Source organism: Methylobacterium iners, from assembly GCF_022179305.1.
Taxonomy (GTDB): domain Bacteria; phylum Pseudomonadota; class Alphaproteobacteria; order Rhizobiales; family Beijerinckiaceae; genus Methylobacterium; species Methylobacterium iners.
In genome coordinates, this window is record NZ_BPQP01000006.1 from 100,521 (window position 1) to 126,004 (window position 25,484).

The 25,484-nt window shown below is 69.6% G+C and carries 23 protein-coding genes and 1 pseudogene; 9 read left to right on the forward strand and 15 right to left on the reverse strand.

Annotation, left to right across the window (positions count from 1 at the left end):
* Positions 1-3 precede the first annotated feature (3 nt).
* From atzF to MFF55_RS02335, 9 genes are all read right to left on the reverse strand, one after another.
* On the reverse strand, positions 4-1,806 hold the full coding sequence (atzF, locus tag MFF55_RS02295) for an allophanate hydrolase (protein WP_238242456.1): 1,803 nt from the start codon (positions 1,804-1,806) through the stop codon (positions 4-6).
* Positions 1,807-1,808: 2 nt separating this feature from the next.
* Positions 1,809-5,426, reverse strand: coding sequence for an urea carboxylase (gene uca / locus MFF55_RS02300; RefSeq protein WP_238242457.1), 3,618 nt, complete (start codon positions 5,424-5,426; stop codon positions 1,809-1,811).
* Positions 5,427-5,430: 4 nt separating this feature from the next.
* Positions 5,431-6,054 (reverse strand): urea amidolyase associated protein UAAP2, encoded by a 624-nt coding sequence (locus tag MFF55_RS02305; RefSeq protein ID WP_238242458.1) that lies wholly within the window; start codon positions 6,052-6,054, stop codon positions 5,431-5,433.
* A gap of 14 nt (positions 6,055-6,068) precedes the next feature.
* The gene (locus MFF55_RS02310; protein WP_238242459.1) at positions 6,069-6,878 is read right to left on the reverse strand and encodes an urea amidolyase associated protein UAAP1; all 810 of its coding nucleotides are present in this window, start codon (positions 6,876-6,878) and stop codon (positions 6,069-6,071) included.
* A 191-nt stretch (positions 6,879-7,069) separates the two neighbouring features.
* Positions 7,070-8,443, reverse strand: coding sequence for a type III glutamate--ammonia ligase (gene glnT / locus MFF55_RS02315; RefSeq protein WP_238242460.1), 1,374 nt, complete (start codon positions 8,441-8,443; stop codon positions 7,070-7,072).
* Between the two features lie 4 nt (positions 8,444-8,447).
* The gene (locus tag MFF55_RS02320; RefSeq protein ID WP_238242461.1) at positions 8,448-9,230 is read right to left on the reverse strand and encodes a creatininase family protein; all 783 of its coding nucleotides are present in this window, start codon (positions 9,228-9,230) and stop codon (positions 8,448-8,450) included.
* A gap of 325 nt (positions 9,231-9,555) precedes the next feature.
* Positions 9,556-10,476 (reverse strand): ABC transporter ATP-binding protein, encoded by a 921-nt coding sequence (locus tag MFF55_RS02325; RefSeq protein ID WP_238242462.1) that lies wholly within the window; start codon positions 10,474-10,476, stop codon positions 9,556-9,558.
* The gene (locus tag MFF55_RS02330; RefSeq protein ID WP_238242463.1) at positions 10,473-11,408 is read right to left on the reverse strand and encodes an ABC transporter permease; all 936 of its coding nucleotides are present in this window, start codon (positions 11,406-11,408) and stop codon (positions 10,473-10,475) included. The genes MFF55_RS02325 and MFF55_RS02330 overlap by 4 nt, the downstream gene beginning before the upstream one ends.
* Before the next feature lie 173 nt (positions 11,409-11,581).
* Complete coding sequence (locus MFF55_RS02335) at positions 11,582-12,580, reverse strand: ABC transporter substrate-binding protein (RefSeq protein WP_238242464.1); 999 nt, start codon at positions 12,578-12,580, stop codon at positions 11,582-11,584.
* A 107-nt stretch (positions 12,581-12,687) separates the two neighbouring features.
* Here MFF55_RS02335 and nikR point away from each other — a divergent pair, with 107 nt between their 5' ends.
* Positions 12,688-13,194, forward strand: a complete 507-nt coding sequence (nikR, locus tag MFF55_RS02340; RefSeq protein ID WP_238242465.1) for a nickel-responsive transcriptional regulator NikR — start codon at positions 12,688-12,690, stop codon at positions 13,192-13,194.
* Here nikR and ureG read toward each other — a convergent pair whose 3' ends face one another.
* Genes ureG through MFF55_RS02370 form a run of 6 tightly spaced genes read right to left on the reverse strand, consistent with a single transcriptional unit; the run spans position 13,195 to position 17,864 of the window.
* The gene (gene ureG / locus MFF55_RS02345) at positions 13,195-13,809 is read right to left on the reverse strand and encodes an urease accessory protein UreG (RefSeq protein ID WP_238242466.1); all 615 of its coding nucleotides are present in this window, start codon (positions 13,807-13,809) and stop codon (positions 13,195-13,197) included.
* 13 nt (positions 13,810-13,822) lie between these two features.
* Positions 13,823-14,551, reverse strand: a complete 729-nt coding sequence (locus tag MFF55_RS02350; protein ID WP_373874696.1) for an urease accessory protein UreF — start codon at positions 14,549-14,551, stop codon at positions 13,823-13,825.
* Complete coding sequence (locus MFF55_RS02355; protein WP_238242467.1) at positions 14,490-14,975, reverse strand: urease accessory protein UreE; 486 nt, start codon at positions 14,973-14,975, stop codon at positions 14,490-14,492. The genes MFF55_RS02350 and MFF55_RS02355 overlap by 62 nt, the downstream gene beginning before the upstream one ends.
* Positions 14,976-14,994: 19 nt before the next feature.
* Entirely contained in the window at positions 14,995-15,480 is a 486-nt protein-coding gene (locus MFF55_RS02360) for a DUF29 domain-containing protein (protein ID WP_238242468.1), read from the reverse strand.
* A 32-nt stretch (positions 15,481-15,512) separates the two neighbouring features.
* Entirely contained in the window at positions 15,513-17,240 is a 1,728-nt protein-coding gene (ureC, locus tag MFF55_RS02365; protein ID WP_238242469.1) for an urease subunit alpha, read from the reverse strand.
* A 3-nt stretch (positions 17,241-17,243) separates the two neighbouring features.
* Entirely contained in the window at positions 17,244-17,864 is a 621-nt protein-coding gene (locus tag MFF55_RS02370) for an urease subunit gamma (RefSeq protein ID WP_238242470.1), read from the reverse strand.
* Between the two features lie 195 nt (positions 17,865-18,059).
* Between MFF55_RS02370 and puuE the strand changes: the two are divergent.
* From puuE to MFF55_RS02410, 8 genes and pseudogenes are all read left to right on the forward strand, one after another.
* A pseudogene (puuE, locus tag MFF55_RS02375) lies at positions 18,060-18,962 on the forward strand (allantoinase PuuE); the annotation flags it as partial.
* Between the two features lie 51 nt (positions 18,963-19,013).
* On the forward strand, positions 19,014-20,648 hold the full coding sequence (locus MFF55_RS02380; RefSeq protein WP_238242471.1) for an HAL/PAL/TAL family ammonia-lyase: 1,635 nt from the start codon (positions 19,014-19,016) through the stop codon (positions 20,646-20,648).
* A gap of 130 nt (positions 20,649-20,778) precedes the next feature.
* A complete protein-coding gene (rutR, locus tag MFF55_RS02385) occupies positions 20,779-21,426 on the forward strand; it encodes an HTH-type transcriptional regulator RutR (protein WP_238242472.1) in 648 nt (215 codons plus the stop codon).
* 184 nt (positions 21,427-21,610) lie between these two features.
* On the forward strand, positions 21,611-22,705 hold the full coding sequence (gene rutA / locus MFF55_RS02390) for a pyrimidine utilization protein A (protein ID WP_238242473.1): 1,095 nt from the start codon (positions 21,611-21,613) through the stop codon (positions 22,703-22,705).
* 138 nt (positions 22,706-22,843) lie between these two features.
* Positions 22,844-23,581, forward strand: a complete 738-nt coding sequence (gene rutB / locus MFF55_RS02395; protein WP_238242474.1) for a pyrimidine utilization protein B — start codon at positions 22,844-22,846, stop codon at positions 23,579-23,581.
* A 166-nt stretch (positions 23,582-23,747) separates the two neighbouring features.
* Complete coding sequence (gene rutC / locus MFF55_RS02400; protein WP_238242475.1) at positions 23,748-24,137, forward strand: pyrimidine utilization protein C; 390 nt, start codon at positions 23,748-23,750, stop codon at positions 24,135-24,137.
* 9 nt (positions 24,138-24,146) lie between these two features.
* Entirely contained in the window at positions 24,147-24,932 is a 786-nt protein-coding gene (gene rutD, locus MFF55_RS02405; RefSeq protein ID WP_238242476.1) for a pyrimidine utilization protein D, read from the forward strand.
* Complete coding sequence (locus MFF55_RS02410; protein WP_238242477.1) at positions 24,933-25,481, forward strand: flavin reductase; 549 nt, start codon at positions 24,933-24,935, stop codon at positions 25,479-25,481.
* The last annotated feature ends 3 nt before the right edge of the window (positions 25,482-25,484 follow it).

Consider the following 25,484-nt stretch of genomic DNA (forward strand, 5'->3'; position numbering starts at 1 on the left):
GCTTCAGGCCGTGGCCTCCAGGAAGGCGCGCCATCCGCCATGAGCCGTCACCTCGCGGGCACCGACCACGGCGTGGGCCTCGCAGAGGAAGCCGGCGACGGCGCTGCCGTCCTCGAGCGTCACCTTGCCGACGCCGAGCGGCGCCGGGATCGCGGCGACGAAGGAGCCGAACGCGGCAGGCGAAAGGCCCCAAAGCTCGACGGCGAGGCCCGGCCCCTCGAAGCCCGGTTCCCGCACGAGGCCAGGCTTGGCCGGCTGCGTGCCGGGGAGCGCGTAGAGCCGGTAATCCCGCGCCGTGCGGGTCCGCGCCAGGAGCGAGCCGTTGAGATCCGTGAGCTGATGGTTGAGGGGCAGCCCGGAGAGATGGGCGCCGACGACCGCGATCGGGATCGTATGTGTGTCCGGTGATGCGATCCGGCTCGCCTCCGGCAGCGCCGTGTCGCGGTCGGCGCCCATGCCGCAAGTCGCCGCCCGGTGCAGGGCGTCGGCGAGGGGCGCGAGCGCGTCGTCGCTGAAGCCCGGCCCGACCAGGGTCACTCCGCCCGGCAGACCGTCGGGACGGAAGCCCGCCGGGATCGCGATGGCCGCGAGACCCAGCAGGTTGGCGAAGTTGGTGTAGTGCCCGAGCCGGGCGTTGAGCTGCAGCGGGTCGGCACTCATCGCCGCGACGCTGTAGATGGTGGGCGCCGTCGGGAGCAGCAGGAGGTCCACCTCCGCGAAGACGGCCTGCGTGCGCCGGCGCAGGGCCTCGAGGGCGTAGCGTCCGCGGAAGGCATCGGCCGCGCTGTAGCCGCGGGCGGCCTCGATGATCGCGCGCACGCTTGGGTCCATGGCGCCCGCATGCTCGGCGAAGAACTCTTCGATCGTGGCCAGGCGCTCGGCCACCCAGGGACCCTGGTAGAGCAGGGCGGCGACCTCCCGGAACGGCGCGTAGTCGAACGGCACCGCTTCGGCACCGAGAGCGGGCAAGCGTGCGATCGCCGCGTCGTAGAGCGCCTCGGTTTCCCCGTCGCCGTAGAACTCGCGATCGGCCGGGTTCAGCACGCCGACGCGCAGGCCCCTTGCCGGCAGTGCCCGAGGCTGCGCCCGCCGCGAGAACGGATCCGCCGGATCGAAGCCCTCCATGACCTGCCGCACCGCGACCCCGTCGGCGACAGTCGCTGCGAAGATGCTGATGCAATCGAGGCTGCGGCAGGCCGGGACGAGGCCCGTCGTGCCGACGAGGCCCGGTGTCGGCTTGATTCCGACGAGGTTGTTGAAGGCCGCGGGCACCCGGCCGGACCCCGCGGTGTCGGTGCCGAGCGCGAAGCTCGCGAGCCCCGCCGCGACGGAAACCGCCGCGCCGGCGCTCGATCCTCCGGAAATGTGCTCGGGATTGAAGACACTGCGCGGCGCGCCGTAGGGCGAGCGGGTGCCGTTGAGACCGGTCGCGAATTGGTCGAGGTTGGTCTTCCCCGTCACGATGGCGCCGGCCGCCTTGAGCCGGGCGACGGCGTGGGCATCGGCCTGCGCCTCGTAGGCGAAGGCGGGGCAGGCGGCCGTCGTCGGCACGCTGGCGACGTCGATATTGTCCTTCACCGTGAAGGGCACGCCCCAGAGCGGCAGCGAATTCGGCTCGGGGTGGCGGGCCATCAGGTCTTCGGCCGCCGCGCGCAGGGCCGCCCGAGGCATGGGCGTGATGAAGATCGCCGGGTCGGACGCCGCCTCCATGCGGTCGGCGACGACCTCCGCGAGATCGATCGGCGTCACGCGTCGCGAGGCGTAGAGGTCGCACAACGTCGCGAGATCGAGGATGAGCGGCAGCATGGTCAGGTCTCCTCGATCACCGCGACGAGATCGCCGCCACGCAAAGTCCGGCCGGGTTGCGCGCGGATCTCGCGGATCCGTCCCGCGATCGGCGCCGGCACGGCGACCTCCATCTTCATGGATTCGAGGATCGCCACGGCCTCGCCGGCCTCGACCAGGTCGCCCACGGCCTTGACCACTTTCCAGACGTTGCCCGGCACGCTCGTCGGGGCGCCGACGCAGCCGGCGGGCACCGCGTCCTCGGCGGTCGCCGGCCCCGCCTCGTCCGCGACGAAGCTGTCCAGCCCCTCGTCCTTCCAGCGCTGCCGCTCCGCCTCGAAGGCGTTCTGCTGGCGCAGCTTCGCCGCGGCGATCTCGGTGGCTGCGGCTGCGAGCTCGGCCCGGTGCTCGGCATAGGAGAAGCGGCCGGGCTCGATCCGGACGGGATAGGCGCCGTGCGGGAAGGCGGCCCGCGCCTCCGTCAGCTCGTCGTGCGAGACGGGGTGGAAGCAGATGCGGTCGAAGGGCCGGAGCAGCCAGGGATGGCCGGGCACGAAGGCCTGCGTGGTGCGCCAGGTGTTCCAGATCTGGATGGTCCGGCCGAAGAGCTGGTACCCGCCAGGCCCCTCCATGCCGTAGATGCACATGTAGGCGCCGCCGATGCCGACGGCGTTCTCCGGCGTCCAGGTCCGGGCGGGATTGTACTTCGTCGTCACGAGGCGGTGGCGCGGGTCGACGGGCGTGGCCACGGGTGCGCCGAGATAGACGTCGCCGAGACCCATCACGAGGTAGCTCGCATCGAAGACGATGCGGCGCACCGCCTCCTCGTCCGCGAGGCCGTTGATCCGGCGGATGAACTCGATGTTCGAGGGGCACCAGGGCGCGTTCGGGCGCACCAGCTCCTGGTACTTGCGCATGGCGAGTTCGGCCTGCGGATCGCTCCAGGAGAGCGGCAGGTGGACGATGCGGCTCTCGACGCTGACATCGTCGACGGGTCCAAGCCCGGCCTCGATGTCTTGCAGGATGCCGAGGAGGCGGGGCCGTGGCAGCGCAGCTCCGTCGTAGTGGATCTGCAGCGAGCGGATGCCCGGGGTGAGATCGATGAGCCCCGGAAGCCGCGCCTCCGCCACCGCCTGCGCGAGGAGATGGACGCGCAGGCGCAGGCCGATATCGAGGGCCATCGGCCCGTACTCGACCAGCAGGTTGTCGTCGCCCTGGCGGCGGTAGACGACCGAGACCGGGCCGGATTCCTTGCGGGCGAGGATGGGGGAGCCAGCCGCGGGGCTCCCTCTCCCAGGGGGGGAGGGTTGGGGTGAGGGGCGTGGACTCTCCGGATAGGGCACGCCCCTCACCCTGTCCCTCTCCCCATAGGAGAGGGGACCCGTGCTCGTCCCATCGACGTCATCGGGCCGCGCCACCGGAACGAACCGCACCCGATCCCCCGGCCGCAGCTGGCCCATCTTCCACAACTCATCCCGCGCGATGACGGCGGGGCAGACGAAACCGCCGAGGCTCGGACCGTCCGGCCCGAGCAGGATCGGCATGTCGCCCGTGAAATCGAGGGCGCCGACGGCGTAGGCGTTGTCGTGGAGGTTCGAGGGGTGGAGCCCGGCCTCGCCGCCGTCCTGGCGCGCCCAGCGCGGGGTCGGTCCGATCAGGCGCACGCCCGTGCGGGCCGAGTTGAAATGCACCTCGTAGGCTTCCGAGAACAAGTCCGCGATGTCCGCGTCCTGGAAGAAGTCCGGCGCACCGTGCGGGCCGTAGAGGACGCCGATCTCCCACTCATGGGTGAGGGGCGCCGGCTCGGGTGTCGTGGGCGCGATCTCGGGCGCAGCGCCGAGATGGAGCACGTCGCCAGCCTTCAGCACGCCGGTGGCGTGGCCGCCGAAGGCGCCGAGCGCGAAGGTGGCGCGCGAGCCGAGCACCACCGGCGCGTCGAACCCGCCTCGCACCGCGAGGTAACTGCGCTGGCCCGGCCCCTCGATCGCGCCGATGGCGAGCGTCTGGCCGGCGCCGACCGGGAAGGCGCACCCGTGCGGCTGGGGCACGCCGTCGAGGCGCGCGCTCATGCGGGCCCCGGCCAGCGCGACGATCGCTTCGGCATGGAAGCGCAGGGTCGGCCCGGAGACGGTGAGTTCGAGCGCGGCGGTGTCGCCGGGATTGCCGACGAGGGCGTTGGCGTCCCGGAAGGCGCGGGCGTCCATCGGCCCGCTCGGCGGCACGCCCACGTGCCAGAGGCCGAGGCGGCCGGGCAGCTCCTGCAGGCTCGATTGTGCGCCGGGCAACATCACCTCGACGCTGCGCGGGCGGTAGGGAAAGTCGCGCAGGGCCGTCGTGGCCACGCGGCCGCTCGCCAGGAGCTCGGATTCCGCGATAGCGCGGAGATAGCCGAGATTGGTCTCGATTCCTGACACCGCCGTCTCATCGAGCGCCGTGCGCAGGGCCGCGATGGCGGCCGGGCGGTCGGCGCCCGTCACGATGATCTTGGCGAGCATCGGGTCGTAGAAGTGCGTGACCTCCGTGCCCGTCGCGATCCAGCCGTCGACCCGGACCCCCCCGGGGAAGCGCACCTCGGTGAGGCGCCCGGCGCTCGGACGGAAATCCGCGTGCGGGATCTCCGCATAGAGCCGCGCCTCGATCGCCGCGCCGCAGGGCACGAGGGAGGTGGCCGCCCCGATGACGTCCTCGCCCACGGCCTGCCGGATCATCCATTCCACGAGGTCGACGCCGAAGACGGCCTCGGTGACGGGGTGCTCGACCTGTAGGCGCGTGTTGACCTCCAGGAACGAGAAATCCTCGCGGACCGGGTCGTAGATGAACTCGACGGTGCCCGCCGAGGCGTAGGCGACGCTCTGGCCGAGCGCGACGGCCGCCGCGTGAAGCCGGGCGCGCACCGCGTCCGGGAGACCCGACGCCGGCGTCTCCTCGATGACCTTCTGGTTGCGTCGCTGCAGCGAGCAGTCGCGTTCGCCGAGCGCAACGACGCGGCCGCCGCCGTCGCCGAAGATCTGCACCTCGACGTGGCGCGCTTCCGCCACGAAGCGTTCGAGATAGACCCTCGCATCGCCGAAGCTGGCGCGGGCCATGCGCTCCACCGCCGCGAACTGCGCGGCAAGTTCCTCCGCGGAGTGGCACAGGCGCATGCCGATGCCGCCGCCGCCCGCCGTGCTCTTGAGCATCACCGGATAGCCGATCGACTCGGCCGCCCTCAGCGCCGCCTCGGCATCGGGCAGCAGGTCGGTGCCGGGCAGGAGCGGCACGCCGCTCTGCCTGGCGAGGTCGCGGGCCGTGTGCTTGAGGCCGAAGGCGCGCAGGTGCTCGGGTCTGGGCCCGATGAAGGCAATCCCTTCCGCCGTGAGGCGTTCGGCGAAGGCGACGTTCTCGGAGAGGAAGCCGTAGCCGGGATGGACGGCCTCCGCGCCGCTCGCCCGGCAGGCGGCGACGACGGCCTCGACGTTGAGGTAACTTTCCGTCGCCGGGGCCGGCCCGAGGCGGACGGCCTCGTCGGCTTCCAGCACGCCGGGCGTGAAGCGGTCGGCGTCGGAATAGACGGCGACGGACGCGATACCCATTCGTCGGCAGGTGCGCACGATCCGGCGCGCGATCTCACCCCGGTTGGCGATCAGGATCTTTCGGAACATGGCCCTAAGCCTTGTCCCAGAGCGTCACGCGGATCGGTGTCGGGTTGAAGCCGTTGCAGGGATTGTTGATTTGCGGGCAGTTCGAGATGACGCAGATCACGTCCATCTCGGCCGTGACCTCGACGTAGTCGCCGGACCCCGAGACGCCGTCGACGATGGCGAGGCCTCCGTCCTGATCGATCGGCACATTCATGAAGAAGTTGATGTTCGGCGGGATGTCGCGCTTGGAGAGCCCGTATTTCGCGACCTCCAGGGCGAAGTTCTCGCGGCAGGCGTGCAGGTATTTCGTGGCATGGCCGAAGCGGACGGTGTTGGCCTCGCAGGAGCAGGCGCCCGCGGAGGTGTCGTGCCGGCCGCAGGTATCGGCCGTGACGGTCGCCAGCACCCGTCCCTCGTTGGAGACGAGCTTCGTGCCCGTCGTCACGTAGGCCGAGCCCTGGACGCGCAGGGTGTCCTGGGAGGAATAGCGCTCGCCCATGTCGTCGGCGCGGTAGAACAGGGTGTCGACGGCCTGGCAGCCCTCGGTGTCGGTGATGCGCAGCGTCTGGCCCTTGCGCACGAGGCCCGACCAGGGCGCCTGGGCGGAGACGACCTCGTCGAAGAGGGCGGCACGATCGCGGTTCGTCATGATGCGTCCTCCCCTCAGAAACCGATGGCGGCGTTGTTCTCGAAGCCGCGTACGGCCTCGATCGTCGCGGTCCGGCAGAGGTCGTCCGGGCCCGGGATTGGCGCCTTGAAGCGCGTCGCGGTCACGGGGTTCGGCGCGTAGTCCGGGGCCGGGTCGAGCGGGTGAGGGCAGTTCGAGAGGACGACGATGAGGTCGAGTTCGGCGCGCAGGTCGACGTAGTCGCCCGCCCGCCGCCCGGCCTCGTTCCAGGTGAACCGCCCCTCGGCGCCGACGCCGACGGGGGCGAAGAACGTGACGCAGGCGGGGATGTCACGCCGGCCGAGGCCCGCCTTCAGGGCGGCCAGCACGAGGTTGTCGCGGGTGTTGCGATGAGGACCGCCCGGGTAGCGGGCCGCGTTCGAGCCGACATTGGAGCCGCCGACCAGGGCATCGTGGGCACCGCAGGAATCCTCGATCAGCGAGAGCATCACCCGGCCCATGTCGGAGAACAGCACCCGGCCCTTGCGGAGGCTGGAGGTCCACTGGACCTTGACGGTGTCGGCATAGTTCAGCCGCTCCGACGTATCGGCGGCGTTCCAGGCGACCAGCGCGACGCTCGATGGGCCGTGATCGAGGGCGAGACGCAGGGCCTCGCCGGCATGGAGCTCGGTCGTCCAGTACCAGCCGCCGGGAATGGTCTCCGCGTGAAGGACGGCATCCTCGTCCAGCTTCAGGCCGAGCGGGGAGGGCGGCGGCAGGGCGCGGGGAGCGTGACCCTGGCCCTGTGCCTTCAGCGCCTCGTAGCGGCGCCGGTTCTCGGCGATGATGTCCTCGGTCGTCGTCATGCCCGTTCCTCAAGCTGTCCGCCGGGTCGTCCCGGCCGATGTTGAGATTCGATAGCGCCGGGTCGTCCCGGTGCCTCTCCTCCCCCTTGTGGGGAGGAGTTGGAGGTAGGGTGGCTGGGCGACCCTCGGCTGAGCCAAGCGGAACCACCCCCACCCCTAGCCCCTCCCCACAAGGGGGGAGGGGAAGGGCGCTAGAACATGTGGCTGTAGCGCTCGATCTCCCAGGCGCTCACGGTGAGGTGGTATTCCTCCCATTCGGCGCGCTTGTAGCGGATGAACTCGTCGCGGAGCGCCTTGCCGAGCGTCGCCTCGACGAGGGGATCGGCGGCGAAGGCGTCGACCGCCTCGGCCAGCGTCTGCGGCAGGAACTCGATGCCGCGCTCGGCGCGCGCGGCGTCGTCGAGGTCGTAGAGGTTGTCCTCGTTCGGCGCGCCGGGATCGATCCGCTCCCGCACGCCCTCCAATCCCGCCGCCAGCACGAGGGCGGCGGCGAGGTAGGGATTCACGGCGCCGTCGGCGTTGCGGCTCTCGCAGCGCCCGCCGCCGGCTGGCACCCGCACCGAGTTGGTGCGGTTGTTCGAGCCGTACGAGTTGAACACCGGCGCCCAGGAGAAGCCCGCCATGGCGCCCTGGCGCACGAGGCGCTTGTAGCTGTTCACGGTGGGGGCGAAGGCGGCGCAGAGCGCGCGACCGTGGCGGAGCACGCCGCCGATGAAATGGTAGCCGGTCTCGGTCAGCCCAAGCCCACGTGGGTCGTCCGCCGGCGAGCGGGCGAAGGCGTTCTTGCCCGTCTCGTAATCGAACAGCGACATGTTGAAATGGGCGCCGTTGCCGGTGCGGTCGGCGAAGGGTTTGGGCATCATCGTGGCGATCAGCCCTTCCTCCTTGGCGTAGTGCTTCGCCATCATCCGGAAGAAGGTGAGCCGGTCGCACATGGTCAGCGCGTCGGCATAGTTGAAATCGAATTCGAACTGGCCGCAGGCATCCTCGTGGTCGAAGGAATAGAGATCCCAGCCAAGGTCGTTGATCGTGGTCGCGACCTTGTCGAGCCAGGAGAAATTGTCGACGAACCCGCGCACGTCGTAGCAGGGCTTCACCAGCTTATCGTCGGCGACCGGCGTGTGCAGTGAGCCGTCGGCTTCCTGTTTGAGCAGGAAGATCTCGCACTCGATGCCGAGATTGAACCCGAAGCCCATCGCCTCGGCCTGTTTCAGGACGTTCTTCAGGGCGATGCGGGTGGAGAGGGGGTAGGGCTGGCCCTGAAAGGTCAGGTCGGCCGGCGCCCAGGCGAGCTTTCTCTCCCAGGGCAGCTGGATCAGCTGCGAGAAGTCCGGGACCGAGGCGAGCTCGTCCTCGTTCGGGGCCTGGCCGAGTCCGTCGAGGGCGTAGCCGGTATAGCGCTCGGAGCCCGCCGCCATCTGGGGCAGATGGTCGATCGGCACCACCTTGGCCTTCTGGGCGCCGTGGATGTCGACATAGGCGCCGATGACGTATTTCACGCCCTTCTCGCGCAGGTCCTGCTGCAGGGCTAGGATGGTCGGGTCGGTGGTCTCGCTGTGAGCCATCGGCTCAGCTCCTCTCTGCGGGCGCGTCGTAGGAATGGGGCAGGGGCGGGGTCTCGGAGAGCCCGCGCCGGATGAGGGCGGCGAGGTCCTCGACCATCCAGGCGAACAGGCGCTCTCCCTCAGCCGCGCTCGCCTGCGAAGGCCGGCCAGTGACGCCGTTCCGGCTGGTGCGGTTCACGGGATGAGCGAAGACGAGGCCCGCCGTCCGGTCGGGGTCGTCGGCCTCGGCAATGCGCTCCGGCCGGACCAGGGCGGGGGCGAGCGCCAGCATCAGGGAGGTCTCTGCGGCGTTCGCGTGCCAATCCTCGGCGTCGGCGAAATGGGCTGCGCGCACCCGCTCGCTGATGGTCGCCGAATTGACCAGCGCCACCATGAAGTCGTCGTGGGCGGCCCGCAGCATCTCCAGGGCGCAGCGCAGGGGCGCGGCGTTGGTGACGTGCGCGTTGAGGAGGAAGAGGCGGCGCACGCCGGACTGGTAGGCGCTCGTCCCGATCTGAACGACGACCTGGGTCATCACCAGCGGGTCGAGGGTGAGCGTGCCCGGCCATCGCCGGCTGTGGCCGAGCGAGCAGCCATAGTGGAGGGTGGGCAGCACCGGCACGCGGGTCTCGGCCGAGACCGCGTGGGCAAGCGCCTCGGCCAGGACGAAATCCATGCCGGTGCCGAGATGAGGGCCATGCTGCTCGGTTGCGCCGATGGGGAGGATCGCAGCTTGCGCGGCGGCCGCGAGGTCATCCGGAATCTCGTTCCATGTGCGCTCGGCCCAGAGAAGGGGTTGAACGGTCATGCGGAATCGTCCCGCTTCGTGAGCACGGCACCACCCCAGCTCCCCGCCGAACACCTGCCCGGGTCGAAGAGCCGGACACCAACGTTTCCTCCATCAAACGCCGTCATTCCGGGGCTGCGAAGCAGAACCCGGAATCCAGAACCGCCAGGGCTGTAAGCTTGAACACCGTTGGCGTTTATGGATTCGGGGTTCGCCTTCGGCGCCCCGGAATGACGGCGTTTGGCTAGATGTGAGCTTCGCGCAACGACCATGGCGAGTGGCGTCGTTAGGATCTCCGCCGGCCGGGGCGAGGCGATGCGCGCCGTCGTCGAGACTCGCATTGCCATCACTCGACCTCGTCCCCGGCCGGCGCCATCCGCGTGACCAGGCTCGGCGTGACCGGCTCGTCCTCGCTCTCCTCCTTCGGCGGATGGATCAGCGCGTCGAGCCGCGCCCGCGTCGCGCGGAACTCCGGGCCGAGCATCTGGTCGTGCGAGCGGGGCCGCGGGACCGGCACCTCGATCAGCTCGGCGACCCGGCCCGGATGGGCGCTGAGCACGAGGATGCGGTCGGCGAGGTGCACCGCCTCGTCGAGGTCGTGGGTGATGAAGACGATGGTGATGTCGATCTTGCGCCAGATCTCGATCAGGTAGGCCTGCATGCGGGCACGGGACTGCGTGTCCAGTGCCGAGAACGGCTCGTCCATGAGCAGGATGCGCGGCCGCGTGGCCAGCGCCCGGGCGATGGCAACGCGCTGCTTCATGCCGCCCGAGAGCTGGTGGGGATAGGATTCCGCGAAGGCCTCGAGCCCGATCAGCGCCAGCCATTGCCGGGCCTCGCGCTCGGCGGCGCGGCGGGGCTCGCCCTGCTCCTCCAGCCCGAAGGCGACGTTGCGCAGCACGGTCAGCCAAGGAAACAGGGTGTAGCCCTGGAAGACCATGCCGCGGTCGGCGCCCGGCCCTGACACGGGCCTGCCCTCGACCCGCACCACGCCCGAACTCAGGGTCTCGAGCCCGGCCAGGATGCGCACGAAGGTGGACTTGCCGCAGCCCGAGGGGCCGACGACGCAGAGGAACTCGCGCCGGTGGGTGACGAGGTCGATGCCCTGGAGCGCGACGGTCTCGCGCCCCTCCGGGTTGCGGAACACCTTGCCCAAGCCCTCGACGCTCAGCGCGACCGGACGGCCCTTCAGCTTGTCGAAGCGGGCGCGGACCGGCTCGCATTGCGTCCGGTAGTCGAAGGCGGGGGAAAGGATGCCGAGACTCATGCCTCGGCCCTGTCGTAGGGAAAGAGCCGGCGCCCGAGCCAGGCCAGCGCGAGGTCGGTGGCCGAGCCGACGAGGCCGATGATCAAGATCGCCGCGTAGACGTTCTCGAAATGCTGGTAGCGGGCCTGCTGCGTGATGAAGAAGGTGATGCCCGACGAGGTGCCGATCAGCTCGGCGACGATGAGGTAGGTCCAGGCCCAGCCGAGCAGGATGCGCTGGTCGCGGTAGAGCTGGGGCAGGATCGCCGGCACGATGACCCGGCGGATCAGGCGCAGGTTGCGGGCGCCCAGCGTCAGCGCCGCCTCGATCAGCAGCGGCTCGACCCGCCGCGTGGTGTTGGCGATGACGAGCACCTGCTGGAAGAAGGTGCCGATCACGATGATCGCGATCTTCGGGCCATCATAGATCCCGAGGATCGCCACCATCAGCGCCCCGAAGGCGGGGGCCGGCATGTAGCGCACGAACTCGATGACGGGCTCGGTGAGCCGCGCGAGCGTCGGCTGCGCCCCGCAGAGGATGCCGAGCGGCACGCCGACGAGGGAGGAGAGCGCGAAGCCCCAGAAGATGATCGTGATCGAGTGCCACAGGCTCTGCGGCAGGCGGATCGCGTCGCGCTGCGTCGGCTGCGCGGTCAGCGAGGTCCAGAAGGCAACCGCGACCTCGTGCGGCGCCGGAAGGTAGACGGGATTGGCGGGCTTGCCCGCCGGAGGCGCGGTCTTCGCCGCTTCGGCGGCGGCGACCTCCTCGGCGAAGGCGGCCTTAGGCAGGCGCATCCCCGGCTGCATCCAGGCGACGTCGCCGGGATCGCTGACCTCGACCAGCGGATGCCAGAGGAACGGCAGGTAGGAGAAGGCCGACCAGACCAGGACCGGCAGCAGGAACGACAGCAGGGTCAGCGCGACGCGCCGGCGCGGGGAGAGGGGCTTTGCCACGCCGACCCAGGAGCGGCGCTTCGCGCGGGTCTCTCCTCCCCCTTGCGGGGAGGAGCCGGAGGTGGGGGTGGCTGGGCGACCCGCCCGCTCACCAGGCGGAACCACCCCCACCCCGAACCCCTCCCCGCAAGGGGGAGGGGACGCGCTCACCCGGTCCTGGCGGATCTCGACCGTCATTTGCCCTGGGACACGGCCGGGTCGATGTAGCTCTTCACGTCCTGGGCGGTCTTGTAGACCTCGTACTTGACGTTGAAGGCGTCGGCGTAGCGGCTCGATCCGTAGAGCGAACCGAAGCCCTCGGCATCGACGAAGACCTTGTGGCCGTCGGCGAGCTTCATCAGCTTCGTGCCCTTGAGGAAGCGGGTGAAGGTGGCCGCGTCGATCCCGACCTTGCCCGCCATGATCGCGACCGCGTCGGCCTGCGTCTTCGGGTCCTCGATGTAGGCGACGACCTTGTCCCAGACGCCCACGAGCTTGATCCACTCGGCCCGCCGCGACGCGAGGCTCGCCGGCGAGACGGTGAGCACGTCGTAGATGAGGCCGGGCTCGTCGGCGGAGGTGTAGAGGGGCCTGGCGCCGGCCGCGCCGCGCATCGCCTGCCCGGCGATCGGCTGCCAGGCGCCGATGGCCGCGACGTCGCCGCTCGCCAGCACCTGCGGCGTCTCGTTGGTCTTGGCGTTGACGAGGGTGACGTCGGTCTCCTTCATGCCGAGCTTGGTCATGCCGTTGATGAGGAGCAGGTGCTCCACGAGCCCGACCTCGAGACCGACCTTCTTGCCCTTGAGGTCGGCAAGCGTCTTCACGCCCGGCTTGCCGACGATCATGTCGTTGCCGTTCGAGTAGTCGGTGAGCAGGATCATGACGTTCTTCGCGCCATTCCCGCCCATCACGAGGGCATCGCCGTTGGTGCAGGTGACCGCATCGAGCTTGCCTGCGGAAAAGGCATCCATGGAGGCGGAGTAGTCGAACCACTCGAACTTCGCCTCGACCCCGGCTTCCTTGATCCAGCCCTTCTCGATAGCGACCTGCCAGGCCACCCAGCCCGGCCAGTCGCTGTAGCCGATGCGCAGGGGCTCGGCGGCCTGGGCGATGGGGGCGGTCAAGAGACCGAGGGCGGCGAGACCGCCGAGGGCGGCCCTGCGGCCGGCGGATAGGATCGTGGTGAGGCGCATCTGCAATCTCCGGCGCGCGTAGTACGATCCACGAAAATCGTAATACCGACGCCTTCCCGACGATACAAGAGACGTGCCAGATTGCGGCTCACGCGGGGGAGAATGGGATGAGCGAGGGCGCGGGATCGGACGCGATTGACGTCGCGGTTGGGCCGGAGACACCGGACGGGCGACGGCGGCCGGTCAGCCGGATCAGCCTGTCGCTCTCCGAGGATCTTCTGAGCGAGCTCGACGCCATGGTCGGCGAGCGCGGTTTCGCCAGCCGCTCTCAGGCGGTCGCGACGATCCTGCATCGCTCGCTCGTCGAGCATCGCCACGAGGTCGGCGACCGGGTGATGGTCGGCACCATCACCCTGTTCTACGACCACCTCGCCCACGGCCTGCAGCAGCGCCTCGCCGACCTCCAGCGCCGCTACATCGCGGAGGTGATCTCCTCGCTGCACGTCCACCTGATGCACAACCAGACCTTGGAGGTGGTGCTGGTGCAGGGCCCCGCCGCGACGCTCCAGGCCATCGCCGACGCGATGATCACCGAGCGCGGCGTGATCTCGGGGCGGCTGGAGCTCGTGGCGGCACTGATGCCCCAGATCCACCCGTTCCGGCCGGAGGCCTGATCAGGCGAGGCCCCCGGCCTGGGTGACGAACCGCGCGACGTCGTCGGCGCCCTTGCCCTCGCGCAGCGACGCGAAGACGTAGGGCCGGGCGCCCCGCATGCGCCTGGTGTCGGATTCCATGATGCCGAGATCGGCGCCCACCAGCGGCGCAAGGTCGGTCTTGTTGACGATGAGCAGGTCCGAGCGGGTGATGCCGGGGCCGCCCTTGCGCGGGATCTTCTCCCCGCCCGCCACGTCGATGACGTAGAGCGTGATGTCGGCGAGTTCCGGCGAGAAGGTCGCCGCGAGGTTGTCGCCGCCGGATTCGATCAGGATGAGATCGAGCTTGGGAAACCGCCGCCGCATCTCGGCGATGGCCGCGAGGTTGATCGAGGCGTCCTCGCGGATGGCCGTGTGCGGACAGCCGCCGGTCTCGACGCCCATGATCCGCTCCTCGGCCAGCGCCCCGGCCACGGTGAGGATGCGGGCGTCCTCCTTCGTGTAGATGTCGTTGGTGATCGCGCAGATCTCGTGCGTGTCGCGAAACCGCTTGCAGAGCTGCTCCATCAGCGCGGTCTTGCCGGAGCCCACGGGACCCCCGATGCCGACGCGAAGCGGGCCGTTGCGCTGTGTCATGCGGGTCTCCGGATCATGAGCGGAAGATGCGCGAGTACTGGGTCTCGTGCCGGAACGAGCCGAGGTCGAGCCGCAGGGTGGCGCTGCCGACATCGTCGAGGCTGAGGCCCGGAATGGTCGCGGCGAGCGCCGTCACCCGCGGCGCAAGGGACGCGATAAGCCGGGTGCCGGCGCTCTGGCCCACCGGCGCGAGCCGCAGGGCCGCCGAGACGAGGTTCTGCACGAAGGCGAGGCCGAAGCCGGATAGCGCCGGGGCGAGCGCCATCCCATGCGCCCCGGCCGCGAGCCCGAAGGCGACCGGATAGGCGAGCTCGCCGGGCAGGCCTTCCGCGAGGCAGGCGAGCCGCGGATGAGGCCAGGCGTTCAGCGTGGCGTCGAGGAAGCTGCGGCCCTGCTGCGTCGTCTCCAGGCGCAGCTCGCGCGAGGGCGCCAGCGCCAGGGCGAGCTCGTTCGCCGCCGCGAGTTCCGCCGCGTCGTCGCGCATCGCGGCGGCGTGGGCCGCCGCCGCCAGGATCAGGTCGTTGCGGCCCGACCCGTTCTCCAGCACGTCGGCAAGCCATTCGGCGAGGCCGCCCTCGTCGCGGACGTCGCCGGCTTCCACCGCGGCCTCGAGCCCGTGCGAATAGGCATAGGCACCGACCGGGTAGGTCGGCGACAGCCAGGCGAGCAGCCGCGCCGCCTCAATCATGGCTGTGCGAATGGGAATGGCCGTGGTGATGGTGGCCCGCCGCCTCGCCGGCATAGGCGCCGCCCTCGGGCCGGAACGGGCGCTCGACGGGCTCTGCCGTTCCGCCCAGACCCCGCACCATGTCGGCGAGCACGTGGTCGAAGCCGATATAGACCGCGTCCTCGCCGATCTCCGCCGGGATGTGGCGATTGCCGATGTGCCAGATCAGGCGCTTGAGGGCGATCGGACTCGCCGCTCGCACTTCCAGCAACGGCTCGGCCGCGGCCTCGACCCAGACCAAGCGCCCGTCCTCCAGCGCCAGCGCATCGCCGTCGTCGAGGACGGTCGCTGCGGGCAGGTCGAGCAGGAAGGCGAGCCCGCCCACACCCTTCATGGCCATGCGCCGGCGGTGCCGGTCGCCGGAATCGAGGACGATGCGGTCGACGATCTCGCCGGTTTGGAGGGCGTCACGCCGGATGACGCGGGTGGCGCGTATCATGAAGAGATACCGACCCCACTCACGATGGATTCAGAAGGTCTGGATCGCTGGGTAGGAAATTCGTGTCGAGTGCCTCGTCGAGGCTGAACGGCGGTGTTTCAGGAAAGGCGACGAGGGCGATGCCGGTCTCTCGTGAGGCCAGCAACCGGCCGGCATGGTAGCACTCGTCGAACACCTCGGCCGGATACCGCTTCAAGCTGGGGCTCGCCTTCAGAAGGCGGGCGATGCGTCGGCGTTGCTCGATGATTGTCCCAGTCCAATGGCTGTTTCGTTGTCCAGGCTGGTACATCCACTTCAGGAGATGGCCGAGCAGGATATCGAGGCGGCTCTCGATCTGCTGCTTGTCGCTCCCGCCCACGCTCGCCACCTCATCGATCAGATTCTCCAGGTCGAGTTCGTCGAACCTGCGCGCCCGCAGCAATTCCGCCTGGGCTTGGGTCCAGGCATAAAAATCCGTCGTGTAAAGATCGGCGGCCTGCGGCGGCTTCAACGCGACCTTCGACATGGAGGGCCTCCTCTGATCAGCCTCATCCTACCTCAAAACAGAAAATACCGCTGCGCCATCGGCAGCACCTCGGCCGGCTCGCAGACCAGCAATTCGCCGTCGGCGCGCACGTCGTAGGTCTCGGGGTCGATCTCGATGTCGGGCGTCGCGTCGTTGAGGATCATGCTCTTCTTCGAGATGCCGCCGCGCACGTTCTCCACCGCCACGAGCTGCTTCTGGACGCCGAGCTTTTCGCGAAGGCCATCCTCGATCGCCGCCTTCGAGACGAAGGTCAGCGCGGTCGCGAAGGGCACGCGCCCGTGCGCGCCGAACATCGGGCGGTAATGCACCGGCTGGGGCGTCGGGATCGAGGCGTTGGGGTCGCCCATCGGCGCGGTGGCGATGGCGCCGCCCTTGATGACGAGGTCGGGCTTCACGCCGAAGAAGGCCGGCGACCACAGGACCAGGTCGGCGAGCTTGCCCGCCTCGACCGAGCCGACATGGGCCGAGATGCCGTGGGCGATGGCCGGGTTGATCGTGTATTTCGCGACGTAGCGCCGGGCGCGCAGGTTGTCGTTGCCCGACGCATCGCCCGGCAGGCTGCCGCGCTGGCGCTTCATCTTATCGGCGGTCTGCCAGGTGCGGATGACGACCTCGCCGACCCGGCCCATGGCCTGGCTGTCGGACGACATCATCGAGAGCGCGCCGATGTCGTGCAGGATGTCCTCGGCCGCGATGGTCTCCTTGCGGATGCGGCTCTCGGCGAAGGCGAGGTCTTCGGGAATCGACGGGTCGAGGTGGTGGCAGACCATGAGCATGTCGAGATGCTCGTCGATGGTGTTCTTCGTGTAGGGCCGGGTCGGATTCGTCGACGACGGCAGCACGTTGGCCAAACCGGCGACCTTCATGATGTCCGGGGCGTGGCCCCCGCCTGCGCCCTCCGTGTGGAAGGCGTGGATGGTGCGGCCCTTGAAGGCGGCGATCGTGTCCTCGACGAAGCCCGATTCATTGAGCGTGTCGGAGTGGATCATCACCTGCACGTCGTGGAGGTCGGCGACGCTGAGGCAGGTATCGGTCGCCTGAGGCGTCGTCCCCCAATCCTCATGGAGCTTGAGCGCGCAGGCACCGGCCCTGATCATCTCGACGAGGCTCTCGGGCCGCGAGGCATTGCCCTTGCCGGCGAAGGCGAGGTTCATCGGGAAGCTGTCCGCGGCCTCGATCATCCGGGCGAGGTGCCAGGGGCCGGGGGTGCAGGTCGTGGCGAAGGTGCCGTGAGCCGGGCCGGTGCCGCCGCCCAGCATCGTCGTGACGCCGGAGCACAGGGCCTCCTCGATCTGCTGCGGGCAGATGTAGTGGATGTGGCTGTCGAAGCCACCGGCCGTGAGGATCTTGCCCTCGCCCGCGATCACCTCCGTTCCCGGCCCGACGACGATGTCGACGCCGGGCTGGATGTCCGGGTTGCCGGCCTTGCCGAGCTTGTGGATGCGTCCGCGCACGATGCCGACGTCGCATTTCACGACGCCCCAATGGTCGAGGATCACGGCATTGGTGATCACTGTGTCAACGGCGCCCTCGGCGTTCGTGGCCTGGGACTGCCCCATCCCATCGCGAATAACTTTGCCGCCGCCGAACTTCACCTCCTCGCCGTGGATCGTGTGGTCGCGCTCGACCTCGATCACGAGGGACGTGTCGGCCAGCCGGATACGGTCGCCGGTGGTCGGCCCGAACATGTCGGCGTAAGCGGCGCGAGGGAGGGAGGCGGGGCGCGGGCTACCGGACATGACCTACAGATTCCCCATCACTTCACCGCGAAAGCCATACACCTCCCGCCGCCCGCCGAGCGGAACCAGCACCACGTCACGCGTCGCGCCGGGCTCGAACCGCACCGCCGTGCCGGGCGCGATGTCGAGGCGGCGTCCGCGGGCCTTCTCCCGCTCGAAGACGAGGCCGGCATTGACCTCGTAGAAATGGTAATGCGAGCCGACCTGGATCGGGCGGTCGCCGGTATTGGCCACCGTGATCACGGTGCGCTCGGCGCCGTCGTTGAAGACGATGTCGCCGGGCAGCGTCGTCACCGCGCCCGGCACCTCCCTCGAGGCCGCACCGCGGATTGGGTGGTGCACGGTCACGAGCTTCGTGCCATCGGGAAACGTCGCCTCGACCTGGATGTCGTGGATCATCTCGGGGATGCCCTCCATCACCTGGGCGGCGGTCAGCACATGGGCGCCGGCCTGCATCAGCTCGGAGACCGAGCGGCCGTCCCGGGCGCCTTCGACCACGAAGTCGGTGATCAGCGCCACCGCCTCCGGATGGTTGAGCTTGACGCCGCGCGCGAGGCGGTTGCGGGCGACCTGGGCGGCCATGGCGATGAGGAGCTTGTCCTTTTCGCGCGGGGTCAGGAGCACGGGAAACCTCAGGGTTCTTTCGCTGGCGCAACCCGGCGCAGGCAAGGAGCGTGCGCGGCTCTGCCGCCCAACCCTGACAGAGTCGCCGGCGCCGCGCATCCCGTCGCATGGCTCGGGCTCGACGAACCGATTTGACAGACGGCCGATGCAGTCCGACAGGGCGGCCCCATCGGCCCTTCACCTCTACCGCCCGAGATCAATCCCGTGACCTACCCCCGCGACCTCCTCGGCTACGGCCGCAACCCGCCGCAGGCGAACTGGCCCGGTGGCGCCCGCATCGCGGTGCAGATCGTCCTCAACTACGAGGAGGGCGGCGAGAACTGCATCCTGCACGGAGATCCGGCCTCCGAGGCCTTCCTTTCGGAGCTGATCGGCGCGCAGCCCTGGCCGGGCCTCCGGCACATGAGCATGGAATCCAACTTCGAGTACGGCTCGCGCGTCGGCTTCTGGCGGCTCTGGCGCCTGTTTCAATCCCGGGGCGTGCCGGTCACCGTGTTCGGCGTCGCTACCGCGCTCGCCCGCAACCCGGAGGCGGTGGCGGCCATGCGCGAGGCGGAGTGGGAGATCGCCTGCCACGGCCTCAGGTGGATCGATTACGGCCGCTTCTCCCGCGAGGACGAGGCCGCCCACATGGCCGAGGCGATCCGCATCCACGCGGAGGTCACGGGCGAGCGCCCGCTCGGCTGGTACACGGGCCGCTCGTCGGTCCACACCCTCGACCTCGGCATCGCGGCCGGCATGACCTACCTCGCCGATTCCTACGCCGACGATCTGCCCTACTGGATCACGGAACCCAGCGGCCGCGGCCTCGTCGTGCCCTACACCCTCGACGCCAACGACATGCGCTGCGTCGCGGCCCAGGGCTTCAACACGGGCGAGCAGTTCTTCACCTACCTGCGCGACAGCTTCGACGCGCTCTACGCCGAGGGCGCCGAGAGCCCGAAGATGCTATCGGTCGGCCTGCATTGCCGCCTGGTCGGGCGGCCGGGGCGGATCGGGGCGCTGATCCGCTTCCTCGACCACGTCGCGGCCCACGACCGGGTCTGGATGGCCCGGCGCATCGACATCGCCCGGCACTGGATCGCCACCCACCCGGCCCCTTGAGCGGCCCGAATCCTGCTCGGCGCCCGCCCTTCCGGAGACCTTGAGATGACGACGATTTCCATCGACGGCCGCACGCTGCAAGCCGGCCAGGTCCTCGCGGTCGCCAGGGCCGACGCCTCCGGCACCCGCGCGCAGGCCGCGGTCGAGCCCGAGGCGCGGGCCAGGATGCAGGCGGCGCGCGACTACATCGACGCGCATTTCATGACCGACGACGCGCCGCTGATGTACTCCTTCAACACCGGCGTCGGCCTGTTCAAGGACCAGCGCGTGCGCATGGCCGAGATGCAGGAGTACCAGCGGCGCACGGTCTATGCCCACGCCACCGGTGTCGGCGAGCCCTTCGACGTCGACGTGGTGCGCGCGACGATGCTCTTGCGTGCCAATGCCTTCGCCTCGAACTATTCCGGGCCCCGCGTCGCGGTGGTCGATCGCCTGCTCGACTGCCTCAACGCCGGCCTCGTGCCGATGATCCCGCAGAAGGGATCGGTCGGGGCGTCGGGCGACCTCGCCCCGCTCGCCCACCTTGCCGGTGCGGTCTGCGGCTTCGCGGAGGCCGAGATGCTGTTCGAGGGACGGCGCATGCCCGCCCGCGAGGCGCTGCAACGCGCCGGCCTCGCGCCCGATTTCCCGCTCGAGGCCAAGGACGCCTCGGCGCTGATCAACGGCTCCACCGTCTCGCTCGCGCTCGGCGTGCTGGCGTTGGAGGACGCGACGGCGCTCCTGAAGCACGCCGACATCGCCCTCGGCCTGACCCTCGAATGCCTGCGCGCCGAGACGGCGGCCTTCGATCCGCGGCTCCACGCCGCGCGTCCTCACCAGGGACAGGCCGCGAGCGCCCGCAACGTCCTGCGCCTCCTCGAAGGCTCGCGCCGCTGCACGGAAGCGGCCCGGCTCACGATCTTCCCGGAGGAGAGCCGCGCTGCCGGCGTCGCCCCGCCGCCCCGCGTGCAGGACGTCTATTCCCTGCGCTGCGCCCCTCAGGTCCATGGGCCGGTGCGCGAGGCGCTCGCCTATATCGGCGGCATCATCGGCACCGAGATCAACGCGGCGACCGACAATCCGCTGATCTTCGACGACGGGGAGGGCGGCTATGCCTGCATCTCGGGCGGCCATTTCCATGGGCAATACGTGGCCCAGGCCATGGATCTGCTCGCCATCGCGGTGACGGATCTCGGCTCGATCAGCGAGCGCCGCCTGTTCCGGCTCATCGACCCCACGCTCAGCTACGGCCTGCCGCGCAACCTGCTGGCGGGCAAGAAGGGTCTGAACACGGGCTTCGCCACCGTACAATGCACGCTCTCGGCGCTGGTCATGGAGAACCGGACCCTCTCGATGCCGGGCTCGGTCGATTCGATTCCGGGGAAGTCGAACGCCGAGGACCATGTCTCGAACTCGACCTGGTGCGGGCGCAAAGCGCGGACGATCGTCGAGAACGCCGAGCAGATCGTGGCCGGCGAAATGCTGATGGCGGCCCAGGCCCTGACGCTCGTGGCCGATCTCGCCAAGGACCATCCGATCGGCAAGGGCACCCAGGCGGCGCTCGACGCGATCCGCGAGGTCATCCCCCCGGCGCTGGACGGCGACCGTTGGTATCATACGGAGATGGTCGATGCCCTGGCCCTGCTGCGCTCGGGCGCGGTGGTGAAGGCCGTCGAGGCGGCGGTCGGCTCCCTCGAATAGCGACGCTTCGCTTCAACGGCCCTGCCACTCGAGGAGGTGGTCCGGCGGGATTGATGCCAGCGGAGGGCCGGGAATCCATGTAGAACCGTCGCGGACGGGGCGTCGGGTCCGGCGGTAGGGGAGCAGGCAAGTGGCTGGCGCGACGAGACCCGAGCGCCGCCGCCGCAGCGACGGCGAAACCCGCCGCGCGGCGATCCTCGATGCCGCGCTCGAGATCTTCTCCACGCGGGGCCTGCACGGGGCCAGCGTCGACGAGATCGCGGAGCGGGCCGGGCTCTCGAAAACCAACCTGCTCTACTACTTCGCATCGAAGGAGGAGCTCTACGTCGCCGTGCTCCGACGAGTCCTCGACATCTGGCTCGACCCTCTTGAGGCCCTCGACGCCGAGGCCGAGCCGGCGGACGCCGTCCGGCGCTACATCCGCGCTAAGCTCGCCCTCTCGCGCGACGCGCCGCAGGCCTCGCGGCTGTTCTGCCTCGAGATCGTCCAGGGCGCGCCCTTGCTCCGGGCGGAGCTCGAAGGCCCCCTTCGCAGCCTGGTCGAAGCCAAGGCCGCGGTCATCGGCGGCTGGATCGCGCGGGGGCGGATCGCCCCGGTCGACCCGCATCACCTCATCTTCTCGATCTGGGCGATCACCCAGCACTACGCGGATTTCGCGATCCAGGTCGACGCGATCACCGGGCGCGGGCTCCAAGACCCCGACTTCTTCGCCCGCACCGTCGCGAGCACGGAGGCGCTGATCCTGGCCGGTCTCGGTCTGCGCCAAACCGACGCCTGATTCGGCGCGATCGGGCCGGTCCCGGCCGGTCGATCGCATCGCCGTTGAGCAAATCCCGCCGCTTCTTCGCGCAGAACGAAGAGAGTTTGTGCAGAGGGTCGAAAACCTTCGCCTCAGAGTTTGACCGTTTGGTCCGAAAGCATCAGCCTCGTCCTATCAAGCACCCTGGCACGGCGAGGCGGCCATGAATGTCGGCGTTTTCATCCCGATCGGGAACAACGGCTGGCTCCTCTCGGAGAACGCGCCGCAATACAAGCCGAGCTTCGAACTGAACAAGCAGATCGTCCTGAAGGCCGAAACCTACGGGCTCGATTTCGCCCTCTCGATGATCAAGCTGCGTGGCTTCGGCGGCAAGACCGAGTTCTGGGACCACAACCTCGAATCCTTCACGCTGATGGCGGGGCTCGCCGCCGTGACGAGCCGGATCAGGCTCTACGCCACCGCCGCGACGCTCTGCATGCCGCCGGCGATCACGGCGCGGATGGCCTCCACCATCGATTCCATCTCCAACGGCCGCTTCGGGCTCAACCTCGTCACCGGCTGGCAGAAGCCGGAATACTCGCAGATGGGGCTCTGGCCCGGCGACGAGTATTTTGGCCGCCGCTACGAGTACCTTTCGGAATACGCCCAGGTGCTCCGCGATCTCTGGGAGACGGGAGTCTGCGACCGCAAGGGCGAGTTCTTCCAGATGGACGATTGCCGCCTCTCGCCCCGGCCCCAGGCGCCGATGAAGCTGATCTGCGCCGGCCAGTCCGGAGCCGGCATGGAATTCACCGCGAAATACGCCGATTACAATTTCTGCTTCGGCAAGGGGGTGAACACGCCCAAGGCCTTCGCGCCCACCGTCGCGCGGCTGGAAGCCGCCAAGGCCGAGACGGGGCGCAACGTCACCTCCTACGCCCTGTTCATGATCATCGCCGACGAGACGGACGAGGCCGCTCGCGCCACCTGGGAGCACTACAAGGCCGGCGCCGATCAGGAGGCGATCGCCTGGCTCGGGGTCCAGGGCGCGGCCGACACGAAGTCGGGGGCCGACACCAACGTCCGTCAGATGGTCGACCCGACCTCGGCCGTGAACATCAACATGGGCACGCTCATCGGCTCCTACGCCGAAGTCGCCCGCATGCTCGACGAGGTGGCCACCGTACCCGGCACCGAGGGCGTCCTGCTGGTCTTCGACGATTTCCTCAAGGGGGTCGAGGATTTCGGCACCCGCATTCAGCCGCTGATGGAATCGAGGCGGCACGTGGCGGCGGAGAATATGGCGAAGGTGGCGTGAGGCGATCTTCCCTCCCCCTTGTGGGGAGGGATCGAGGGTGGGGGTGGCTGGGCGACCCTGCCGCTCACCAGGCGGAACCACCCCCACCCCTAACCCCTCCCCACAAGGGGGAGGGGACATGCTCGATCAGAGGCCGGAATGGATAAACCCGCAGGATATCGCGACGCGCAAGGCCGACACGGCGCCATCATCCTTCCCGCTCGTCCGGAGCCGATCGCCTTCGACCACGACGCCACGGCGCTCATCGTCGTCGACATGCAGAACGCCTACGCGACGAGAGGTGGCTACCTCGATCTCGCCGGGTTCGACGTCTCGACGACTGGGCCGGTCATCGAGCGGATCGCCGGAGCCGTCGCGGCGGCGCGGGCGGCGGGCATCCTTGTGGTCTGGTTCCAGAACGGCTGGGACCCGGACTACGTCGAGGCCGGCGGCCCCGGCTCGCCGAACTGGCACAAGTCGAACGCCCTCAAGACCATGCGCAGCCGCCCCGAGAAGAACGAGCGCCTGCTCGCCAAGGGGAGTTGGGATTACGCCCTGGTCGACGCCCTCAAGCCCGAACCCGGCGACATCGTGCTGCCGAAGCCCCGCTACAGCGGCTTCTACAACACGCCGCTCGACAGCATGCTGCGCTCGCGCGGCATCCGCACCTTGGTCTTCACCGGCATCGCCACGAATGTCTGCGTGGAATCGACCCTGCGGGACGGCTTCTTCCTCGAATATTTCGGCATCGTGCTGGCCGACGCCACGCACCAGGCCGGCCCGCCGAGCCTACAGGAGGGCGCGCTCGCCAACATCGAGACGTTCTTCGGTTGGGTCTCGGACGTGGCAGCGTTCGAGGCGGCGCTGGCCGGGTCGGCGGCGATGGCGGCCGAGTAGCACTTCCATCCCTATTCGCATCCGAGGCGCGCGGCGAAACTCTCGAAACCTCTAGAACCCATTGCGACCGCCGGAGCCCTCCCTCGAGGCCCGCTTTGGCGGGCACCTCAGGATCATGGGCTGGGAGATCGCACCGGTTTCACTTTGATTGGAGCACCCGAAGCCAATGCCCAAGACCGTCATCATCCCGCCCGGCACCGGCAAGCCGCTCGCGCCCTACGTGCCCGGCACCCTCGCCGACGGGGTGCTCTACGTCTCGGGCACGCTGCCGCTCGACGCCGAGGCGAATGTCGTCCATGTCGGCGACGCGGCCGCGCAGACCCGGCACGTCCTGGAGACCATCCAGAGCGTGGTCGCGGCCGCGGGCGGCAGCATGGAGGACGTCACCTTCAACCACATCTTCCTGAAGGACTGGGCCGATTACGCCGCGATCAACGCCGTCTATGCCGAGTACTTTCCGGGCGAGAAGCCGGCTCGCTACTGCATCCAGTGCGGCCTCGTGAAACCCGACGCCCTCGTCGAGATCGCCTCGATCGCCCATCTCGGCGGGCGCTGACGGCCGGGCATGGCATCGCTCCATCACGAGGTTCACGGGCGCGGCGAGCGGACGGTCCTGCTCTCGCCGGGGCTCGGCGGCTCGGCCGCTTATTTCGCACCGCAGATCCCGGCCTTGTCCGAGACGATGCGGGTCGTTGCCTACGATCATCGCGGCACCGGCCGCTCGCCCGATACACTGGAGCCTGGTCATGACATCGCGGCCATGGCCCGTGATGCGCTCTCCGTCCTCGATGCCCTCGACATCGCTTGCTGCGACGTCGTCGGGCATGCGCTGGGCGGCCTCATCGGACTTCAGATGGCACTGCTCGCTCCGGAGCGGATCGACCGCCTCGTCGTCGTCAACGGCTGGGCGAAGGCCGATCCGGCCACCCGGCGCTGCTTTGCCGCGCGCAAGGCCCTGCTGACGAAGGCAGGGCCCGAGGCCTATGTTCGAGCGCAGGCGATCTTTCTCTATCCGGCGCCGTGGCTCTCCGAGCATGCCACGCGCGTCGCCCTCGACGAGGCGGCGGCCCTGCAGCACTTTCCCGGCATCGACAATACGCTGGCCCGGATCGCGGCCCTCGAGGCCTTCGATGCATCGGACGATCTCGGCCGCATCCCTCACGAGACCCTGGTGATGGCGGCGCAGGACGACGTGCTCGTGCCCTGGACCTGTTCCGAGCGCCTGGCGGCGGGCTTGCGGAACGCCCGCCTCGACCTTTCGCCGACCGGCGGCCATGCCCACAGCGTGACGCGGGCGGACGCCTTCAACCGCACCCTCACCGCGTTCTTCGCGCAAGCAAGGCAACCCTGAATGGCTCCCACAGGCACGGACGCCGAGACCGGGATGAAGGCCGTCGAGGCCGGCGCCTACCGCGCGGCGATGGCCGGGGTGGCCAGCGCCGTCCACCTCGTCACGACGGACGGCCCCGGAGGCCGGGCCGGCTTCACGGCCTCGGCCGTCTGCAGCGTCAGCGACGCGCCGCCGACCCTGCTGGTCTGCGTCAACCGCTCGTCCTCGGCCTTTGCCGCGGTCGCGCAGAACGCGGCCCTGTGCGTGAGCACGCTCTCGGCAGGGCAGGGCGAGATTGCCGCGTCGTTCGGCGGGGGCACCCCCCAGGAGGCGCGCTTCGCCTCCGGCCGCTGGTACGAGCTCGCCACCGGCGCGCCGGCGCTCGAGGGGGCGCTCACCGCCTTCGATTGCCGGATCGTGCGCAGGACGGAGGTCGGCAGCCACGACGTGCTGTTCTGCGAGGTCGTGGCACTGTCCGAGGCGGGCACGGGCGATGCTCTCGTCTACGCGGACCGGCGCTACCACAGCATTCCCGTCGGCATGGTGCCCGCGGCGCAGGACGCGGCCTGACGG

Bases quoted from the DNA above. Each gene is read 5' to 3' on its own strand.
- glnT (WP_238242460.1), bottom strand. From the start codon at position 8,443: ATGGCTCACAGCGAGACCACCGACCCGACCATCCTAGCCCTGCAGCAG.
- ureC (WP_238242469.1), bottom strand. From the start codon at position 17,240: ATGTCCGGTAGCCCGCGCCCCGCCTCCCTCCCTCGCGCCGCTTACGCC.
- MFF55_RS02355 (WP_238242467.1), bottom strand. From the start codon at position 14,975: ATGATACGCGCCACCCGCGTCATCCGGCGTGACGCCCTCCAAACCGGC.
- ureG (WP_238242466.1), bottom strand. From the start codon at position 13,809: ATGACACAGCGCAACGGCCCGCTTCGCGTCGGCATCGGGGGTCCCGTG.
- rutA (WP_238242473.1), top strand. From the start codon at position 21,611: ATGAATGTCGGCGTTTTCATCCCGATCGGGAACAACGGCTGGCTCCTC.
- uca (WP_238242457.1), bottom strand. From the start codon at position 5,426: ATGTTCCGAAAGATCCTGATCGCCAACCGGGGTGAGATCGCGCGCCGG.
- MFF55_RS02335 (WP_238242464.1), bottom strand. From the start codon at position 12,580: ATGCGCCTCACCACGATCCTATCCGCCGGCCGCAGGGCCGCCCTCGGC.
- MFF55_RS02310 (WP_238242459.1), bottom strand. From the start codon at position 6,878: ATGACGACGACCGAGGACATCATCGCCGAGAACCGGCGCCGCTACGAG.
- MFF55_RS02410 (WP_238242477.1), top strand. From the start codon at position 24,933: ATGGCTCCCACAGGCACGGACGCCGAGACCGGGATGAAGGCCGTCGAG.
- MFF55_RS02305 (WP_238242458.1), bottom strand. From the start codon at position 6,054: ATGACGAACCGCGATCGTGCCGCCCTCTTCGACGAGGTCGTCTCCGCC.
- rutC (WP_238242475.1), top strand. From the start codon at position 23,748: ATGCCCAAGACCGTCATCATCCCGCCCGGCACCGGCAAGCCGCTCGCG.
- MFF55_RS02350 (WP_373874696.1), bottom strand. From the start codon at position 14,551: ATGCCGGCGAGGCGGCGGGCCACCATCACCACGGCCATTCCCATTCGC.
- rutD (WP_238242476.1), top strand. From the start codon at position 24,147: ATGGCATCGCTCCATCACGAGGTTCACGGGCGCGGCGAGCGGACGGTC.
- atzF (WP_238242456.1), bottom strand. From the start codon at position 1,806: ATGCTGCCGCTCATCCTCGATCTCGCGACGTTGTGCGACCTCTACGCC.
- MFF55_RS02360 (WP_238242468.1), bottom strand. From the start codon at position 15,480: ATGTCGAAGGTCGCGTTGAAGCCGCCGCAGGCCGCCGATCTTTACACG.
- MFF55_RS02380 (WP_238242471.1), top strand. From the start codon at position 19,014: ATGACGACGATTTCCATCGACGGCCGCACGCTGCAAGCCGGCCAGGTC.
- nikR (WP_238242465.1), top strand. From the start codon at position 12,688: ATGAGCGAGGGCGCGGGATCGGACGCGATTGACGTCGCGGTTGGGCCG.
- rutB (WP_238242474.1), top strand. From the start codon at position 22,844: ATGGATAAACCCGCAGGATATCGCGACGCGCAAGGCCGACACGGCGCC.
- MFF55_RS02325 (WP_238242462.1), bottom strand. From the start codon at position 10,476: ATGAGTCTCGGCATCCTTTCCCCCGCCTTCGACTACCGGACGCAATGC.
- MFF55_RS02320 (WP_238242461.1), bottom strand. From the start codon at position 9,230: ATGACCGTTCAACCCCTTCTCTGGGCCGAGCGCACATGGAACGAGATT.